This is a genomic window from Idiomarina aquatica, assembly GCF_003987185.1.
In the GTDB taxonomy this organism is placed as follows: Bacteria; Pseudomonadota; Gammaproteobacteria; order Enterobacterales; family Alteromonadaceae; genus Idiomarina; species Idiomarina aquatica.
Map to the genome: position 1 here is coordinate 80,254 of NZ_PIPS01000006.1, position 16,932 is coordinate 97,185.

The window sequence follows — 16,932 nt, forward strand, 5'->3', positions numbered from 1 at the left end:
AGTTTTTCAGTCTAGTTAAACGGCGCTGTTATCATAACACGTTGGTTTAGGCAGCGGCAGTCACCGCAAAAGAGACCGAATTGCTCAACTAATCAGCAATCAAACGCAATGCTGAAAAAATTCTGCAATAAGTGCTTGATTAGCACTTTCGCACGGGTATAATCCCATCCGTCGCCAACAATGACATCCCATCTTTATGCCGAGGTGGCGGAATTGGTAGACGCAGCGGATTCAAAATCCGCCGCTGGTAACAGCGTGGGGGTTCAAGTCCCCCCCTCGGCACCAATAACACTCGTAACTAACACCAATCAGTAATTCCCACAAGCAGACTAGCGGATTAAATGCCACTGCGTTTGACGCCCGGCACTGTAGAGTACCTTGTCGCCATCGAAAAAGGTGGTTTGTTCAAGCATAATCTGAATCATCTGGCCATCCCATTCCGGCACCGATTGTTTGATATTACCTTCAATTGCATAAGCGGTATTGGCGTGTAAAGGCCAATCGCCACGGACAGGTGTTGGGCCTTGATTGTCCCACATACCGATCGTTGGGCCTGGGGCATGGCCGTAAAAACCAATGGGGTGTGTATAGGTGCTGCTGTTAATGCCAGCCGCTTGGCTCGCTTTTATCGTAGCCGCCAGTATCTGGTTACCGCTGCGACCAGCGACAAATTCAGTGGTTAATATATCCTGCCAGCGATTGCCGGTCGCCAGCGCGTCGGTTAGTCCTTGTGGCGCTTCATTTTCATCGTGCTTAAGCACGTAGGCCATTTCCTGAGTGTCGGTGCACATCGCCAGATAACAAATGCCTACGTCGGTATGTAGCACGTCACCACGCTTAATGATCCCATTACCGGTGCTACAGAACGGCATATTGTCGTCGCATCGATGACCTTGCCGCTGGAAGGTCACGTAAGGCATAAACCAAGGTTCCAGCCCCAGCTTCTCAAAGCGCTCGCGAATGTACCAGGCCACATCGTCGGTGGTGGTTACATCGGGGGTGATGGTTTTATTGCTGAATGCTTCAGCGATAACGCCTCGAGCAACAGCAACTGCGCTACTGAGGATGCTGACTTCCCGCTCCGTACGGGTTTCTACCCAGCGCACGACGAGGTCCTCAGCGGAAACCAATCGTTGTTGATAGTGCTGCGGTAACACCTCAAGCAAGCGTTTGTGTAAACCTTGCGTGAGGCCATCTGCTACTGGCCAGTCCTTTGATACGTTGATACCAATGCGTTGCGGGTCTTTGTCAGCGATCAGGGTTGCCAAAGCCTGCCATTGTTCATCCAGATCACCGCCGGACCAGACGGACTCATAGGGCTTGCCAAATGGGTAGGTGTTGACCGACAGTTTTTCGACATGACCATCCTCATGTCGGTTAAAAATAAGCATCGTGGTGCGCCGGGCAGCAAAGGTAGGCTGCGGCACGAGGGAAAAGTAGACCGGATCTTCAGCGTACTCGCGGTTAATAACCAGCCACATATCAAGATCAGCGGCATCCATTAACGTTGGAAGTAACGTATCAAGGCGATGATTGGTTATGGCGTTCATCGGTTCGATGCGGTCACGGTGAGCAACAACCTGAAACTGGTCGGCTGATTCGATAACACGTCCTTGAGCTTGCAGAGCGTCTGCCTGCGCCGACGTGAGTGCGAATAAACCAGCGGCAATGAGGGTGGCGATACGATAAGTCATAAGTCGTTCTCGTTATGTTTTTTTGCCAGTCTTGCATAAGTTGGCTTTAGTTAGTAGAGCTTAATGCCAGCGACGGCGAGAGGCAGCTAAGATAAGGCGGAGTGATCAATATGTGGCTAAGAATGTTATTCATCAGTTTGTTGGTTTACAGCGGTTGTTTATCGGCCGCGGACTATCGCATCGAGCGAGTGAAAGAAAACGTCTATCGATTCAGTGCCGGGCATTACCATTCCGTGTTCATGGTGACGCAAAGTGGTGTGTTTGTTACTGATCCCATTAATCCAAAGGCGGCGGCCTACTTAAAACAACAAATTAAACAACGGTTTAATCAACCCATCCGCTATATGGCATACAGTCACAATCATATTGATCATACGCTGGGAGGTGAACAACTGGCTGATGCTGAGGTGGAAATACTCGCGCATGAGTACGCGGCCGAAGATCTGGAGTGGACCCAAACGCCTACTGTGCTGCCAACGCAGACCTTTGCGGACGGGATGACGGTCAAGCTGGGGGACAGTTCTGTTCAACTCAATTATCACGGGCCTAACAATGGACGTGGTTCCGTCAGTATGCGCTTTATGCCGGCTAATGTGCTGTATGTGGTCGACTGGATCGTCATTGGTCGGATGCCCTATAAAGATCTGCCCGGTTATGACATTCACGGCATGATTCATTCAACTCAAGAAATTTTAAGGCAACCGGCGTTCGATGTTTTTGTGGGCGGACATGCTGAAATGGGAACCCGGCATGATGTGCAACGGTATTTAAATTACCTTCAGGATCTTTACCTTGCGGTTGTCGAGGGAATGTTGGACGGTAAATCATTGGCGGAATTGCAGGCCGAGATCAAGCTCGACGATTATCGGGATTTGGCGATGTATGAGGAGTGGCTTCCGCTAAACATCAAAGGCGTTCATGATACCTTGTTGGCAATGTCTTACTTTGACCGACGGTAGCCGTCCCGGAGGGATCGGCTACCACGGTCAGGGTTATTTTAATCCGTCAGTTCTTTATGGCTGACCGCCGTCATGATTTCCGCAAACGTCGATGCCGAATGGTAAATATTAACGGACTCTCCGGTACGCTGGGCGATACGCAGAGAGGAAACAACACCGCGGATAACGTCACCGGTTTTTATCACAATAAAGTCGTGACCTTTCATTTTTAAGGTGGCTGCAGCGTCGCCAATTCGTGCTGATAGCAACTGACGGTATTCCACTTGCGGCAGTTGCATTAGTGGCGTCATCAAGTCTTTAACAGCGACGTCCTGACGAGGTATCTGCGCTTGTAAGCCAAGTTGCATGGCCCGGCGACCGTAAAACTCTCGTAATGCAACAATACCAATGATTTTGTGCTGTGCATTGGTAACGCAGGCATAGCGCTGTCCGCTACTGGTCAGCAGTTTTTCTGTGGCTGCCAGCGTGCTATTCGCACTGACCATGATGGGGTCGTGGCGTTGAAAGTCATCAAATACCTGCAAAGCTGCGTCGTTCCAGCTCAATTTTTCCGGCGGCTCAATATCGGCCAGAGTATTCAGTTCCGTGCTCGATGGCGCAGACTGAAGGGCTTTAAATGGTGTCATTTTAGTACTCCTTAATTACAACAAAGTGCGCTCTGCAACGCGGTAGAGCGAGGGTAGTCGTTGTGTTAAGAAGTGACTGGGGGTGCGCGCGTTTGCGGGTGTTGGTGGCGAGTGTGAGCAAACCCCGCCGGCTCATCAGCGACTGAGCTTGAGTGCTTAACAGCGTTAAGCGTAAGCTGCGCAAAACCGGTTAGGGCGCTGGTGTCCTGGGAGTCCTTTTCATTGCAATGGGTTTGGCAGTTTTCGTTGCAACGCTCGGTATGACGCTGAAAATCGGATGCCTGATGGACAAACTGGCGGGCTTCGCCAGTACCGGAGTCCGCCCACACTTGTTCAACGTACGCAAAAGAGATTGCGCTCGTTAGCAGGAGTAATAGGTTAAGTGTCTTTATCAGCATCGTTTTCATACATTACTATGTATAGCCAATTAGAAATAACCGCAAGGGGTAAGTTCCGGTGAAACTAAAATTATTTCAGGTTGATGCGTTTGCAGAGCGCGTGTTCGAGGGCAATCCAGCAGCGGTGGTGCCGTTGCCACAATGGCTGGATGATGACTTATTGTTACGCATTGCCGAGGAAAATAACCTTTCTGAAACCGCGTTTCTGGTTAAGTCAGCCGCGGGTTACGAGTTACGTTGGTTTACTCCGGCTGCGGAAGTTGACCTTTGTGGTCACGCGACCCTGGCAGCGGCTCATGTGGTATTTTCGCATCTGGGCTTTGACCAGGATGAAGTGCGTTTCAGCAGTCGCAGTGGTGAGCTTATCGTGCATCGGTCCGAAGGCGGACTGATGATGGATTTTCCGGCAACCCGACCGACCCCGGTGGCAACGCCGACTGCCATTACCGAAGCACTTGGGTTCGAGCCCAACCACGTATTGCTGGGTTATGATCACATTGTGGTGTTGGATAATGAGCAGCAAGTGCAGTCATTGGTAATCGACTTGACGCCGCTACGCCAATTGGATTCGCGTGGTGTCGTGGTTACCGCAGCCGGTGACCAATACGATTGTGTCAGCCGCTGCTTTTACCCAAAACTCAACGTTCCGGAGGACCCCGTGACCGGTTCGGCGCACTGTCAATTGGCACCATACTGGGCTGAGCAACTGCAAAAGTCAGAACTTAATGCCCGTCAATTATCGGCGCGCGGCGGCACTATTCGCTGTGTGGTCAAGGGCGAACGGGTACAGCTCTACGGGCGTGCGGTGGATTACCTTATTGGCACGATAAATCTGTAAGCAAAAGGCGGCTTACTGCTTGCAGGTTAGACCACTTGGTTACATACTCAGCAGTTAAACGAATTAGGCAGTATCGTTTGCAAAATACAATAACAAAGGACAAAGCGATGAATTTGCCAAAAACAAGTCGGATCTATCAAGGGATGATCTTAGCGGGGGCCGTTGCGCTCGCGGGGTGTGAGTTTGACAACGAAGTCCCTGAATATCAGGCGCCCCCAGCGACAGAAGAACCGGACTACAGCAGCCCGCTTCCGGAGCAGGAGCCGCTTTCTACATTTGACGAGGATGGTCAGTTGCAGGCAGATATTGCCTGGACCACCTATGGCGTGCCGTATATTACCGCTGATAATCTTGAAAGTATGGCATTTGGCGTGGGCTATGCCTTCGCGCAGGATAATATCTGTATTCTTGCCGATCAGATCGTTAAGTTTAACTCTCAACGTTCGATGTTTTTCGGGCCTGACAATCCTATTGGTTCAGGTAACAGTCAGAATGTGATTGATGATTTTGGTTTTCTGGCCTTGGGAATTCGTGACAATGCCGAGCAAGGTTTTGCTAACCTAAGCGATGAATCCAAGGCGCTATTGCAGGGATATGCCGCAGGTTATAACCGATATTTAAACGATACCGGCGTCGCTAATATCGATCCGCAGTGTGCCGGCCAGCCTTTTGTTCGTGAAATCACGCCGATTGACATGCTAACGTACGCACAGGGTGTTGCGTTGCTGCCTGGTGCCAGTAACTTTACCGGCGCGGTTTTCGTCGCCGCTCCTCCGGGTCAGGACTATACCCCGCAACCGGTAATGCCGGCGCAGGAGACCGCCAGCCTAGACTTTTCAAAAGTCAGCGTTCATATGCCTGAACCCAATCCGACGGAGATGGGCTCAAATGGCTGGGCGATTGGGCGCGATTTGAGTGCTACAGGGCAGGGGATGTTATTGGCAAATCCGCATTTCCCGCACACCGGTAATCAGCGCTTCTGGCAGTTTGGTATTGAAATTCCCGGCGAATTGAAAGTCGCAGGCGGCTCGTTATCCGGTATGCCGGGCGTGGTAAACATCGGATTTAACGAGAATGTGGCATGGACCCATACGTTTTCAACCGCAAATCGCTTCGTGGTGCATCAGCTCGAGCTGGATCCTGAAGATGAAACAGGAACAACTTATCTGGTCGACGGGGAACCGGTCGAAATGACCACCAAAACCCATCAGATCCAGGTCAATGTTGGCGGCGGACAGAGCATCACCTTGCAGAAAACCAGTTATCACAGTGACTTCGGTACCATTATAAAAGTACCGAATTCGCCGCTCACCTGGGGTGTCGATGACTTCGGTAAAGATGTTGCTTATGCGATTTACGATGCCAACCTGCCGAATTATGAAATTCTTGACCACTGGTTGGCGATGAACCGCTCCCGTAATATTGAGGAGTATCGGCAGAGCTTTATCGATTACACCGGAACCGTATTCAATAACGCGATGTCGGTGGACGACGATGGTGATGCCTTCTTTACCGATGGTTCGTCGGTACCGAATATCAGTGAAGAAGCACTCGCGGCCTGGCAGCAGAATACGTTGTTGCAGGGTATCAGCCAGTCGGCTGGTTTTCCGGTAATGCCGGGCAATTCAGCGTTATTTAAAGCCGATGGCAAGATGCCGTTTAGTCGCGCACCTTCGTTACTGCGCACTGACTTTGTGCAGAACTCCAACGACAGTTTCTGGCTGACCAATCCGGAGCAACCGATTGACGACGTGGCGCCATTGTGGGGGCCTGTCGGTAATGAACAGTCATGGCGTTCACGATTGGGTCAGAAGATGTTAGCCGAGGGTGGTTCAGCTGACGGTAAATTTACCCGCGAAGATATTGCTGAAAAATTGCTCAGCAACCGTAGCTATCTGGCTGAAGCGGTGCTGGATGACTTGTTGTCATTGTGCTCGCGTCAGGGTGAACAACCTGTTGCCACGGTCGCCGGTAACCAGAGTATCAAACCGGCCTGCGATACGTTGGCACAGTGGGACGGAACCATGAACAAAGACAGCGTCGGAGCCATGCTGTTCCGCGAGTTTGCAACGGAGTTTAATCGTGATCCGAAGTGGCAGGTGGACTTTGATCCGACTGACCCGTTAAACACTCCGCGTGACCTGGTTAATAACGTATCCGTACTGACCGATTTGGGTAACGCCATGGTTCGTATCCAGTCGCTTGGACTAGACATCGACGCGCCATTAGGCGAGGTACAGTTTGTCGAACGGGCGTTGCCCGACGGTCAGCCTTCAGGACAACGCCTAACTTGGGGGGGCGCCAATAACATTGAAGGTGGCTTTAACGTGTTCCGCGCTAATACAGGCTCGGACGGTACGATTTATCCGCGTTTGATTTATCCGCAAGTGGATGGCTCGAATTTGACCGAAGCGGGGCTTGGCTACCACATCAGTTACGGCTCAAGCTGGATGTTCACCATGGAGTTCACTGAACAAGGGCCTTCTGCCCAGGGCTTGCTGAGTTATTCGCAATCACGCAATGTGCTGTCTGATCATTACATTGATCAAACCTTGCTGTATTCACAGCAACCACAATTGCGTTCAATTTGGTTTAACAACAGTGACATTGAGGCCAATACCGTTCGTCAGTTGAGTCTTAGCCAAGACAATGAATAGACGGAGATAAGCACTAAAAAGCCCCCGCTCAGTCGGGGGCTTTTTGGTTGTCATTTTTCATTAACTGACATTGCCGACAGAGAGGCGTATACTGTGCCAAAGCCAAAACATTTATTGGTAGCAAATTAAAAGGATTCTATGACCGACAGCAACGAAAATGCACCACAATACGAAGTCGAAATCCCCTCTCGGGAAGCGCTGCTGGCGCTGGTCGACGAGCGACTGAAACCTGTGCATATTGACGATTTCATCAGTCATTTTAAACTCGATGATGAGCGTCAGCTGGTGGGGTTAAAACGCCGCCTGCGGGCGATGGAACGAGATGGCCAGTTGGTTTATACCAGAGCGAACTGCTATGGCCTGCCGGATCGGATGCAATTGATTCGTGGCCGCATTATCGGACACCGTGACGGATTTGGTTTTTGTAAACCAGACGATGGCGGCAAAGACATTTTTATTCCACATCATCAGATGTATTCGGTGCTGCACGGCGATATCGTGCTGATAAAACCGGCCGGAACCGATAACCGCGGCCGTCCCGAGGGACGTGTGGTGCGGGTGGTCGAACCGCGAGACAGTGATATTGTCGGACGTTACTTTGTTGAGAACGATATCGGCATCGTCGTCCCTGACGATTCACGCATCAGCCAGGACATCTTAATTCCGCACGCGGATAATGCCGGCGCCCGTCACGGTCAGTTAGTGGTTGTCACCATTACCCGCCGCCCCAATCGTCGCACTAGCCCGATTGGCAAAATCTCAGAAGTGCTTGGTGACCATATGGCGCCCGGCATGGAAATTGAAATTGCGATGCGGGAGCATGATATCCCGAATGAGTGGCCCGACGGTCTTGACCGTGAACTTGCGAAATACGACGAAGAAGTGCCTAAAGAGGCCTATGAAGGCCGCATTGACTTGCGAGAGCTGCCACTGATTACCATCGACGGTGAAGACTCGCGTGATTTTGACGATGCGGTTTGTGCGTTGCCGGAAGACAAAGGCTGGCGCCTGTGGGTGGCGATTGCCGATGTCTCCTATTACGTGCGCCCTGGCACATTACTGGATGACGAAGCGGTGAACCGGGGTAACTCGGTGTACTTCCCGAACAATGTGATTCCGATGTTGCCGGAAAAGCTCTCCAATGGCTTGTGTTCCCTTAATCCCAACGTCGACCGTTTGTGTATGGTTGCCGAAATGGAGATAGGTCCGCGCGGAAAATTAAAACAGTCGCGTTTTTATCCCGCGGTCATGAACAGTCATGCCCGCTTGACCTACAACAAAGTGAAACAAATTCTCGACGGCGATGTTGAGTTGCGCGAACAGTACAAAGACGTACTCAGCAATATTGAAGAGTTGCATAATGTGTACAAAGCTCTGGCAACCGTTCGCAAGCAGCGTTCCGCCATTGAGTTTGATACGCAAGAAACGCGTTTCATTTTTAATGCGCATCGTAAAATTGAACGTATTGAGCCGGTTAAGCGTCATGTCGCGCACAAGATCATTGAAGAATGTATGATTGCAGCCAATGTCGCATCAGCAAGGCTGGTTGAAGATGATGAGGACATTAATGCGCTGTTTCGTGTGCATGAAGCGCCTGCCGATGAACGCCTGACCAGCTTCCGCGCCTTCTTAGCTGAACTGGGATTAAACCTTGGTGGTGGTGATAAACCGACACCGACGGATTATGGCAAACTGCTGGAAGAGGTTAAAGACCGTCCGGATCATGAGTTAATTGAAACCATGATGCTGAGATCCATGCAGCAGGCCGTCTATCAGCCGGAGAATGAGGGGCACTTTGGTCTGGCCTTGAAGTCCTACTCTCACTTCACCTCGCCCATTCGGCGTTATCCTGACTTGATTTTGCATCGGGCAATCAAGGCAATACTGCGTAAACGTGAAGGTACTGAGCAGTCGTTAACCGGCGCCTGGAGCTACAGCGAGAAGGAGTTGGATGATTTAGGCGTGCACTGCTCGATGACCGAAAGACGTGCGGATGACGCAACACGACAGGTGGATGAGTGGCTCAAGTGTGAGTTCATGCTGGATCATATTGGTATGGAGTTTACCGGTGTGGTGTCCTCGGTGACCAACTTCGGGTTGTTTGTACGCCTGGATGAATACCAAATCGACGGGTTGGTACACATCAGTAACCTGGGTGATGACTATTACCAGTATGACAATCAGAAAGGCATGTTGATTGGTGAGAATACCCGCACCATTTATCGTCTCGGCGATAAAGTCAAAGTGTCAGTGAAAACGGTAGATCTGGATGAGCGTAAAATTGACCTGACGTTACTGGGGGCTGAAAGCCCGACGGGTAAGCAACGCAAACGTAATTCGGGCAAAACACAACGGAAAAAATCACAGGGTAAGTCGTCACGGGGTAAGGGTTCCAACCGGAATAAACCGCGTAAAGGCAGTAAAAACAAAGGTAATAACCCCTCATGAGTCAAAAAGTAACGGTATTTGGCTTGCATGCGGTCCGCTCAATAATGGACAACCATCCGGACCGTCTGGTTGAACTGTATGTCTCGAAAGAGAGGCAGGACGATGCGGTTAACGGAATAGTGCAACAGGCTCATGGCTTAGGCATTCGCCCGCAGTGGGTACCGAAACCGGCGCTGGATAAACGTGCCGAAGGCGGTAATCATCAGGGCGTGGTTGCGACGGTGACGTCCTTGCCGACGCTCAATGAGCACGACCTTACGCGGCTGGTAGAACAAAGTGACGGCGCGCCGTTGTTTTTGGTGTTGGACGGTGTTACCGACCCGCATAATTTAGGAGCGTGCCTGCGCACCGCAGATGCTGCCGGCGTTACGGCAGTAATTGTGCCAAAAGATAAATCGGCTCAAGTAACGCCAACGGTCAGAAAGGTCGCTTGTGGGGCTGCTGAAGTGGTTCCGCTGGTGGTGGTGACTAATTTAGCCCGCGCGTTACGAGATCTGCAGCAATTGAACGTGTGGGTGACCGGCACGGCCGGAGAAGCGACGCAGTCGCTATACGATGTTGATTATCGCGGTGCCACAGCATTGGTGATGGGGGCTGAAGGTAAGGGCATGCGCCGCTTGACGCGTGAGACGTGTGATGAACTGGTTGCCATTCCCCTTGCCGGTAGTGTGAGTAGCCTGAATGTTTCGGTTGCCAGCGGTATTTGTTTGTTTGAGGTGGTGAGACAGCGCCATGGATCTTAAACGTCGCCTGTTCCCGATCGGCATTGCACTTTTTTTGATCGCCATGTTATTTGTCAGTTGGACTCCTAACTGGGAGTCCGGTGAATTCCTTCGCTCGACCAAACCTTACGTTTCGTTTGACTATCAGTTTGAGCCGTCGCCGACGCAGTTACTGCGTGACGTTGCCGAAGATGTTGATAATCGGCTCGATGTCCGCCACGAGTGGCATAAAGTGAGCGAACGTGAAGCGCAGTACGATGTGGTGATACAACTGATCGAGTCAGGCTCCGCGGTACAACTAGATGCTACGCTTTATCGTAACGACGAGCGCTTTGAACACATTGTCGTGCGCGGTGAAAGTGAGGTAAAGAACGAGCTGGCCGACCGTCTGGTAAGGCTGCTCACGGACCGCATCGAGTCCGACCACGCTCAACAAAGCACATCGCCTGATTAGGTGGTGATTGCAATCATCGTCATTTTGCGTTAGTATCGCGCGGCTTAAATCAGCCATTGTATAAACTACTAGTTGAGTTCCTTGCTTCTATGTCAGTGCGGCTGAGCTGAACTGAGGCTATATGAACCAAAAGGACACTGTAATGCGTCATTACGAAATCGTATTTATGGTCCACCCGGACCAGAGCGAGCAAGTACCTGGCATGATCGAGCGCTACAGCGAAACGATCAAGCAAGGTGGTGGTCAAATCCATCGTTTAGAAGACTGGGGCCGTCGTCAACTGGCTTACCCAATCAACAAACTGCACAAAGCACACTATGTTCTGTTGAACATCGAAGCGTCTGCAGAAGTTGTGGAAGAGCTGGAAACTGCATTCCGTTTTAACGATGCAGTATTGCGCAACATGATCATGCGCAAAAAAGAAGCGATCGTTGAACCTTCGCCGCTGACTAAGCCGAAGGAAGATCGTAAAGGTGACAGTGAAGCCGCATAACTCATAGTGAGTAAGGCTGTACCTTCACAGAGAGACGTATGAATCGACTGCACATTACCGGAACCGTTTGTAAGCCAGTGAAGCTGGAAACCAGTCCTTCAGGCATCGAACATTTAATGGTGACCATTGAGCATCGTTCAATGCAGCCGGAAGCCGGCATGAGTAGACAGTCATACGTAAAGCTGCAGCTTGTTATGAGCGGTGAAGGGTTACAACACTGGTTACAAAAATTGACGGTGGGTAGTGAAGTTCATGCAGAAGGTTTTCTGCATCGCCACGAGGACAAAAATGGACTCGCGCGATTAGTACTTCATGCTCAGCATCTAGAACAGATTTAAGGAGACCATCATGGCTCGTTTTTTCCGTCGCCGTAAGTTTTGCCGTTTTAAGGCAGAAGGCGTTAAAGAGATTGATTACAAAGACATCGCTACGCTTAAGAACTACATTACCGAATCGGGTAAAATCGTTCCTAGCCGTATTACTGGAACCTCTGCAAAATATCAGCGCCAGTTAGCTCGTGCTATCAAACGTGCGCGTTATTTGTCACTGCTGCCTTACACTGATTCACATCAGTAAGATAGCATCGGTTCGAATACCAAGATTAGGGGTAGCGAAAAATGAACATCATCTTATTAGATAAAATTGCTAACCTGGGTGGCCTTGGCGACCAAGTTAGCGTTAAAGCTGGTTACGCTCGTAACTTCTTGTTCCCTCAGGGCAAAGCAGTTCCGGCAACCAAATCAAACATCGAATTGTTCGAACAGCGTCGCGCTGAGTACGAAGCGAAGCTTGCTGACCAGTTGGCAGCGGCTGAAGCTCGTGCTGAAAAAATCAATGCACTGGATACGATTGAAATTGCATCGAAAGCTGGCGACGAAGGTAAACTGTTCGGTTCAATCGGTACTCGTGATATCGCTGACGCGATCACTGCTGCCGGCGTAGAAGTGAAGAAAGCAGAAGTATTAATGCCTCATGGTACCATCCGTGAAACTGGCGAATACGAGCTGGAATTACACTTACACGCGGACGTGTTTGCTAACGTGAAATTGAAAGTTGTTGCTGCTGACTAAGCAGTGAGCAAAAGCAATAGCGAAAAAGCTGCCTTCGGGTAGCTTTTTTTTTTGAAAAATTTTACCTCCCTTGTAAACCCTGCTACAACCGACAGCGACTTATTACCAAATTCAATAACAAATCACGTAGACAGGGAGAACGCGGTGTCCGAAACCACCGACATAGCACTGGCTGCAAAAGGCGACAAGGCTGCATTCAAACGACTTTATGATCGACACATAAGGAATGTCTATGGACAGGTGTTGCGGCTTACAGCGGATGCGTCATTAACGGATGATTTGGTGCAGGAAATTTTTGTCCAGGTATGGCGCAGCCTGCCGAAATTTGACCAGCGCTCAAAGTTTTCAACCTGGCTCTACAGCTTGGCGAACAACGTCGCCATTACGGAACTACGAAAACAAACGCGTTGGTTTAAACGCAATCAGCGGGCGGCGGAGCAAGAGGACCCTCATCGCTGCGCCGATTTAGAGGATGGCATCGACTTGGGCGCGCTGGATCAGTTAGTGATAAAACTGCCGGAGCAGACCCGACAAGTTTTCGTGTTACACGCATTGAATAATTATTCTCATCAACAAATTGCCGATTTGTTGGGAATTGCCGAGGGAACCAGTAAATCTCAGTTTCACCGGGCTCGTAACCTTATGCAGGAGTGGTTATGAAAGACAAAAAACAGCAACTTGATGCGATGATTCATGAACATCAGCAGCAGGACTCAGGAGTAACCCCACCGGCGGACTTGTGGGCCGGCATTGAGTCGCGACTGGAAGAGCGTCCAGTACAACAAACAGCCACTCCAATCGCAACAAAATGGTGGTTTGCAGGCGGTCTGTCAGCGGTAGCTGCCAGTTTGATGACGGTAGCCGTTATTGTTGGCCTGCAAAGTCCGGTTACCAAGCAGCCGGATGTCAGCGAATGGTACTTACTGGCCCAACAAATGAATCAGGCCCAGCATCAGCAGGTTGACGCTATGGCCAGTGGTTACCAGTTAGCCGGCTACGAAATGACGCAAAACAATTACATTGAGTCATTAGCCAGCTTGCGTAACGCCAAGCAACAGCTACTGCTGTCGATGCAGGAAAACGGCGGTGACGCGCAGATGATCGACATGCTGCGCTGGATCAATGAGCAAGAAATTCAACTACTGAAACACGCGTATCAGCAACAGCCCGTGTTGGAAGAAATTTAGACCAGGAGAAACGTTATGAAAACAGTATCATTACTCGCAAGCGCGTTATTAGCCAGTGCCAGCTTTATGGCCTTCGCACAGCAGTCGGTGGACAAAACCCTCGATGTGAGTGCCGGTACCCGTGTGTATCTGAACAATGAGCGCGGTGAGCTGGAAGTGATTACCCACGATAAAGACCAAGTCCGTTTAGTCGGTACGCTGGATAAACGGGCCGAAGACCTCATTTTCGAATTGCGCGGTAATGGCGTTCGGATAGAGGTGCGTACACCGGAGCAAAATGGTTGGAGCTATAATGATGAAGACGGTTCCGAACTGACCTTATATATGCCGGAAAGTAGCCCTTTGAAAGTTGAAGGGGTGTCGATGGATGTCAATGCATCGGATCTGAGCGGCGGTACCGATATCACCTTGGTTAGTGGTGATATTAAACTCACTAACGCGTCACAAAATGTGTTATTAAAAACGGTATCCGGTGATATCGATGCCAGCCAGTTGGCCGGTGAAGTGGTACTGGAAACGGTGAGTGGCGATATCAAAGATGTTGAGAATAATGCCAACCGGGCTAAGTATCAGGCCGTTAGTGGCGACCTTGAAGTACGCTCCAATGCGTTACGTCGCTTTGAATTGCAGAATGTTTCGGGCGATGTGCGGATGAAATTACCGACCATTGATGACGGTCAGGTCAAAAATGTCAGCGGTGATGTCGAGTTGCACTTGGGTTTGAGTGATACCGCTACTTTGGATGCGTCCTCCGTCAGTGGCGACTTGTTATTCCGCTTTAGCGACGACGTTAATGCCAGTTTTAACCTTAAAGCCAATGCCGGCGGTGACATCATTAATGAGTTGACCGCTGACAAAGCCGAAGAGTCACGCTGGGGTACGGCTTCCTCACTGCAGTTCAGTGCAGGTTCGGGAGCGGCTCAGGTAAAAGTGAGCACCGTATCAGGAAGTATCGAAATCAAACGCGATTAACGCTATAGTAAGCGGGTTGTTTGACGCTAACCAATGAGAATAACTTTGCATGGCTGAACCCGCTAAAAAAACGGATAAATCTATCGAGGCGCTGCGATCAGCGCCTCACTCGATCGAAGCAGAGCAGTCGGTGCTTGGCGGTCTGATGTTAGATAATGATGCCTGGGACAAAGTTGCCGGAAGCATTATTGCGCAGGACTTTTATCATCGGGGCCACCGACTGATATTTCAGGCGATGCAGAAGTTGGCTGATAACAGCCAACCGATGGATTTAGTGACCGTATCAGAAACGCTTGAAGCGGCCGGTGAACTGGAAAAAGTGGGGGGCTTCGCTTACCTTGGCGAAATCTCAAAAAACACACCCAGTGCTGCCAACATTCTGGCGTATGCAAACATCGTTCGAGAGCGCGCGGTATTACGCGAGATGATTGCCGCTGCTAACGATATTGCCGAGTCCGGCTATGATACCCAGGGCCGTACCAGTCAGGAGCTTCTCGACGAAGCCGAGAGCAAAGTCTTTCGAATTGCGGAAAAACGCACCAGTGCGACCGAAGGACCAAAGGGTGTCAGTGACATTCTGGCGAAAACCATCGAACGTATTGATGCGCTCAGCAAAATTAAGAATCACAATGGCGTTACCGGCGTCTCCAGTGGATTCCATGACCTCGACCAAATGACGGCTGGGCTGCAACCCTCCGATTTAATCATCGTTGCCGCACGTCCATCTATGGGTAAGACCACGTTCGCCATGAACCTGGCTGAAAACATCGCCATGAATGAAGAAAAACCGGTGCTCGTATTCAGTCTCGAGATGCCGGCGGAACAGATCATGATGCGTATGCTGGCGTCTCTGAGTCGGGTGGATCAAAACAAAGTCCGTACCGGTAAACTCGAAGACGATGACTGGGCCCGAATTGCTTCGGTCATGAACATTCTCAATGAAAAGAATAACTTGTACATCGATGATGCGTCGGGGTTAACCCCCACCGAAGTGCGCTCGCGCTCGCGTCGTATTGCCCGCGATCACGGTGGCTTAGCCATGATTATGGTGGATTACCTGCAATTGATGACGGTGCCGGGGATGTCAGAAAACCGCACCCTGGAAATTGCCGAGATATCGCGGTCACTTAAATCACTGGCGAAAGAGTTAAATGTACCGGTGGTTGCGCTGTCGCAATTGAATCGCTCACTGGAGCAACGCTCTGACAAACGGCCGGTTAACTCAGATTTACGTGAATCGGGCTCTATCGAGCAGGACGCCGACGTTATCATGTTCATCTATCGTGATGAGGTTTACCACCCTGACAGCGCTGAGAAAGGCCTGGCCGAAATTATTATCGGTAAGCAGCGGAACGGCCCGATTGGTAAAATTGAGCTGAAATTTCATGGTCATCTGTCACGGTTCGACAACTTTGCCCGCGCCGCAGACGATGACCATTATTAATTAACTGATTTTATCGAAACAAATTTCGATATACGCTTTACCGGCGATATGGCTGAAGGGCATGATGATTCTCGGCCCTTCTGAGCGGTGAGAAATGGTATGGTCGCGACCGGACACGACGATAGGTGTGGCCATATCAAATTCATAGCCTTTTTCGCCGAGCGTCTTCTTTGCACCACCGGTAACCATATTGGTGATCTCGCCGACCATGTCACAGACTTCATCATCGACTGATTCTGGCATTTCACCGAGCATTTTGTGCATTATTTCACACGCCAGATTCTCCTCAAAAGAGATAGAAAATGAGCCTTTTATTTGTGGTCCCACCATACCGATAATGCCGGAGACATCACCGCGCGCATATTCATCTTTCTTGATTTGAGGTTTGCCGGGTTTCAACTCCATTTGCGCCATCATTGACAATACATTTTGCAATGCCTGCAGAAATGGATTTACGAATTCAGCATTCATGCAATCTCGTCCCTTTTTTTGTAATCAGTTACAACTAACGGACTTTAAACTACGTCCTTTGGTCAGCGTCACCCCATGGGTTGCTGCCGGAGTTACAAAATTAATGGTATTGACCTGTGCCGAAAAGACATCCATTAACATCGTGTTACTAACACGCCAGTCACAAAATTCTGCTGTGTCTGCCGCGTATTCCTGGTACAGCCAAATGTTCTGGAAATCGGCTTCAAAGCCGACCCAGTTTAATTTAAGCCTATTACCTTTACTGTCAAACAGCTCGAAATGGTTTTCAAGCCATGCTTTTATTTTTTCTTCCGCACCGGAATCGTCGATCTGAAAGTCGTCGCCATAGTTTAATTTGAGTGCCCGCTGAACGTCATGAAGGGTGTATTGGTGAACCACTTCAAGGTGTTCCGTTCGGGCGTTATGACTGACTTCAGTCAGACCAAAAAAGTATTTATGCGCTGCTGCCGTGGGCAGCAGCGCAATACTCATGATAACG

General features: G+C 50.2%; 18 protein-coding genes and 1 tRNA gene. 15 read left to right on the forward strand and 4 right to left on the reverse strand.

Annotation, left to right across the window (positions count from 1 at the left end; genetic code table 11):
• The first annotated feature begins 198 nt into the window (after positions 1–198).
• Positions 199–285 (forward strand) — tRNA-Leu (locus CWE23_RS13475).
• A 44-nt stretch (positions 286–329) separates the two neighbouring features.
• On the opposite strand, the gene CWE23_RS13480 is transcribed toward CWE23_RS13475, so the two are convergent.
• Entirely contained in the window at positions 330–1,694 is a 1,365-nt protein-coding gene (locus CWE23_RS13480) for a M24 family metallopeptidase (protein ID WP_126820516.1), read from the reverse strand.
• A 110-nt stretch (positions 1,695–1,804) separates the two neighbouring features.
• On the opposite strand from CWE23_RS13480, the gene CWE23_RS13485 reads away from it, so the two are divergent.
• Positions 1,805–2,653 (forward strand): MBL fold metallo-hydrolase, encoded by an 849-nt coding sequence (locus tag CWE23_RS13485; RefSeq protein ID WP_241970655.1) that lies wholly within the window; start codon positions 1,805–1,807, stop codon positions 2,651–2,653.
• Between the two features lie 38 nt (positions 2,654–2,691).
• On the opposite strand, the gene CWE23_RS13490 is transcribed toward CWE23_RS13485, so the two are convergent.
• Entirely contained in the window at positions 2,692–3,279 is a 588-nt protein-coding gene (locus CWE23_RS13490; RefSeq protein WP_105306983.1) for a CBS domain-containing protein, read from the reverse strand.
• Positions 3,280–3,735: 456 nt separating this feature from the next.
• Between CWE23_RS13490 and CWE23_RS13495 the strand changes: the two genes are divergently transcribed.
• From CWE23_RS13495 to dnaB, 13 genes are all read left to right on the forward strand, one after another.
• On the forward strand, positions 3,736–4,515 hold the full coding sequence (locus CWE23_RS13495; RefSeq protein ID WP_105306981.1) for a PhzF family phenazine biosynthesis protein: 780 nt from the start codon (positions 3,736–3,738) through the stop codon (positions 4,513–4,515).
• A 107-nt stretch (positions 4,516–4,622) separates the two neighbouring features.
• Complete coding sequence (locus CWE23_RS13500) at positions 4,623–7,172, forward strand: acylase (RefSeq protein ID WP_126820517.1); 2,550 nt, start codon at positions 4,623–4,625, stop codon at positions 7,170–7,172.
• Positions 7,173–7,310: 138 nt separating this feature from the next.
• Positions 7,311–9,620, forward strand: coding sequence for a ribonuclease R (rnr, locus tag CWE23_RS13505; protein ID WP_126820518.1), 2,310 nt, complete (start codon positions 7,311–7,313; stop codon positions 9,618–9,620).
• Positions 9,617–10,363 carry a 23S rRNA (guanosine(2251)-2'-O)-methyltransferase RlmB gene (gene rlmB, locus CWE23_RS13510; RefSeq protein ID WP_105306978.1) on the forward strand — a complete coding sequence of 249 codons (747 nt, stop codon included), beginning with the start codon at positions 9,617–9,619 and terminating at the stop codon, positions 10,361–10,363. The genes rnr and rlmB overlap by 4 nt, the downstream gene beginning before the upstream one ends.
• Positions 10,353–10,796: a signaling protein gene (locus tag CWE23_RS13515; RefSeq protein WP_105306977.1), complete on the forward strand. Its 444-nt coding sequence runs from the start codon at positions 10,353–10,355 to the stop codon at positions 10,794–10,796. The genes rlmB and CWE23_RS13515 overlap by 11 nt, the downstream gene beginning before the upstream one ends.
• Positions 10,797–10,938: 142 nt before the next feature.
• Positions 10,939–11,289: a 30S ribosomal protein S6 gene (gene rpsF, locus CWE23_RS13520; protein WP_105306976.1), complete on the forward strand. Its 351-nt coding sequence runs from the start codon at positions 10,939–10,941 to the stop codon at positions 11,287–11,289.
• Between the two features lie 38 nt (positions 11,290–11,327).
• Positions 11,328–11,627, forward strand: a complete 300-nt coding sequence (gene priB, locus CWE23_RS13525; protein ID WP_105306975.1) for a primosomal replication protein N — start codon at positions 11,328–11,330, stop codon at positions 11,625–11,627.
• Positions 11,628–11,637: 10 nt separating this feature from the next.
• Positions 11,638–11,865, forward strand: a complete 228-nt coding sequence (rpsR, locus tag CWE23_RS13530) for a 30S ribosomal protein S18 (protein WP_006956988.1) — start codon at positions 11,638–11,640, stop codon at positions 11,863–11,865.
• A 41-nt stretch (positions 11,866–11,906) separates the two neighbouring features.
• Positions 11,907–12,359, forward strand: coding sequence for a 50S ribosomal protein L9 (gene rplI / locus CWE23_RS13535; protein WP_105306974.1), 453 nt, complete (start codon positions 11,907–11,909; stop codon positions 12,357–12,359).
• A gap of 144 nt (positions 12,360–12,503) precedes the next feature.
• Positions 12,504–13,019 carry an RNA polymerase sigma factor gene (locus tag CWE23_RS13540; protein ID WP_126820519.1) on the forward strand — a complete coding sequence of 172 codons (516 nt, stop codon included), beginning with the start codon at positions 12,504–12,506 and terminating at the stop codon, positions 13,017–13,019.
• Positions 13,016–13,546, forward strand: a complete 531-nt coding sequence (locus CWE23_RS13545; protein ID WP_105306972.1) for an anti-sigma factor — start codon at positions 13,016–13,018, stop codon at positions 13,544–13,546. Before CWE23_RS13540 ends, CWE23_RS13545 begins: the two co-directional genes overlap by 4 nt.
• A gap of 15 nt (positions 13,547–13,561) precedes the next feature.
• Positions 13,562–14,518 (forward strand): DUF4097 family beta strand repeat-containing protein, encoded by a 957-nt coding sequence (locus CWE23_RS13550; protein ID WP_105306971.1) that lies wholly within the window; start codon positions 13,562–13,564, stop codon positions 14,516–14,518.
• 49 nt (positions 14,519–14,567) lie between these two features.
• Positions 14,568–15,962, forward strand: a complete 1,395-nt coding sequence (gene dnaB, locus CWE23_RS13555) for a replicative DNA helicase (protein ID WP_105306970.1) — start codon at positions 14,568–14,570, stop codon at positions 15,960–15,962.
• Here the strand turns inward: dnaB and CWE23_RS13560 are convergent, their stop codons facing one another.
• Positions 15,963–16,433 (reverse strand): chemotaxis protein CheX, encoded by a 471-nt coding sequence (locus CWE23_RS13560; protein WP_126820520.1) that lies wholly within the window; start codon positions 16,431–16,433, stop codon positions 15,963–15,965. It lies immediately after the preceding gene.
• 24 nt (positions 16,434–16,457) lie between these two features.
• Positions 16,458–16,925 (reverse strand): DUF6702 family protein, encoded by a 468-nt coding sequence (locus CWE23_RS13565; RefSeq protein ID WP_126820521.1) that lies wholly within the window; start codon positions 16,923–16,925, stop codon positions 16,458–16,460.
• Positions 16,926–16,932: the final 7 nt, after the last annotated feature.

Excerpts from the sequence above, each read along its gene's own strand:
- CWE23_RS13515 (WP_105306977.1), top strand. The coding sequence starts at position 10,353 with ATGGATCTTAAACGTCGCCTGTTCCCGATCGGCATTGCACTTTTTTTG.
- CWE23_RS13550 (WP_105306971.1), top strand. The coding sequence starts at position 13,562 with ATGAAAACAGTATCATTACTCGCAAGCGCGTTATTAGCCAGTGCCAGC.
- CWE23_RS13560 (WP_126820520.1), bottom strand. The coding sequence starts at position 16,433 with ATGAATGCTGAATTCGTAAATCCATTTCTGCAGGCATTGCAAAATGTA.
- dnaB (WP_105306970.1), top strand. The coding sequence starts at position 14,568 with ATGGCTGAACCCGCTAAAAAAACGGATAAATCTATCGAGGCGCTGCGA.
- CWE23_RS13545 (WP_105306972.1), top strand. The coding sequence starts at position 13,016 with ATGAAAGACAAAAAACAGCAACTTGATGCGATGATTCATGAACATCAG.
- priB (WP_105306975.1), top strand. The coding sequence starts at position 11,328 with ATGAATCGACTGCACATTACCGGAACCGTTTGTAAGCCAGTGAAGCTG.
- rplI (WP_105306974.1), top strand. The coding sequence starts at position 11,907 with ATGAACATCATCTTATTAGATAAAATTGCTAACCTGGGTGGCCTTGGC.
- CWE23_RS13485 (WP_241970655.1), top strand. The coding sequence starts at position 1,805 with ATGTGGCTAAGAATGTTATTCATCAGTTTGTTGGTTTACAGCGGTTGT.
- rpsF (WP_105306976.1), top strand. The coding sequence starts at position 10,939 with ATGCGTCATTACGAAATCGTATTTATGGTCCACCCGGACCAGAGCGAG.
- rnr (WP_126820518.1), top strand. The coding sequence starts at position 7,311 with ATGACCGACAGCAACGAAAATGCACCACAATACGAAGTCGAAATCCCC.
- CWE23_RS13490 (WP_105306983.1), bottom strand. The coding sequence starts at position 3,279 with ATGACACCATTTAAAGCCCTTCAGTCTGCGCCATCGAGCACGGAACTG.
- CWE23_RS13565 (WP_126820521.1), bottom strand. The coding sequence starts at position 16,925 with ATGAGTATTGCGCTGCTGCCCACGGCAGCAGCGCATAAATACTTTTTT.
- CWE23_RS13480 (WP_126820516.1), bottom strand. The coding sequence starts at position 1,694 with ATGACTTATCGTATCGCCACCCTCATTGCCGCTGGTTTATTCGCACTC.
- rlmB (WP_105306978.1), top strand. The coding sequence starts at position 9,617 with ATGAGTCAAAAAGTAACGGTATTTGGCTTGCATGCGGTCCGCTCAATA.
- rpsR (WP_006956988.1), top strand. The coding sequence starts at position 11,638 with ATGGCTCGTTTTTTCCGTCGCCGTAAGTTTTGCCGTTTTAAGGCAGAA.
- CWE23_RS13500 (WP_126820517.1), top strand. The coding sequence starts at position 4,623 with ATGAATTTGCCAAAAACAAGTCGGATCTATCAAGGGATGATCTTAGCG.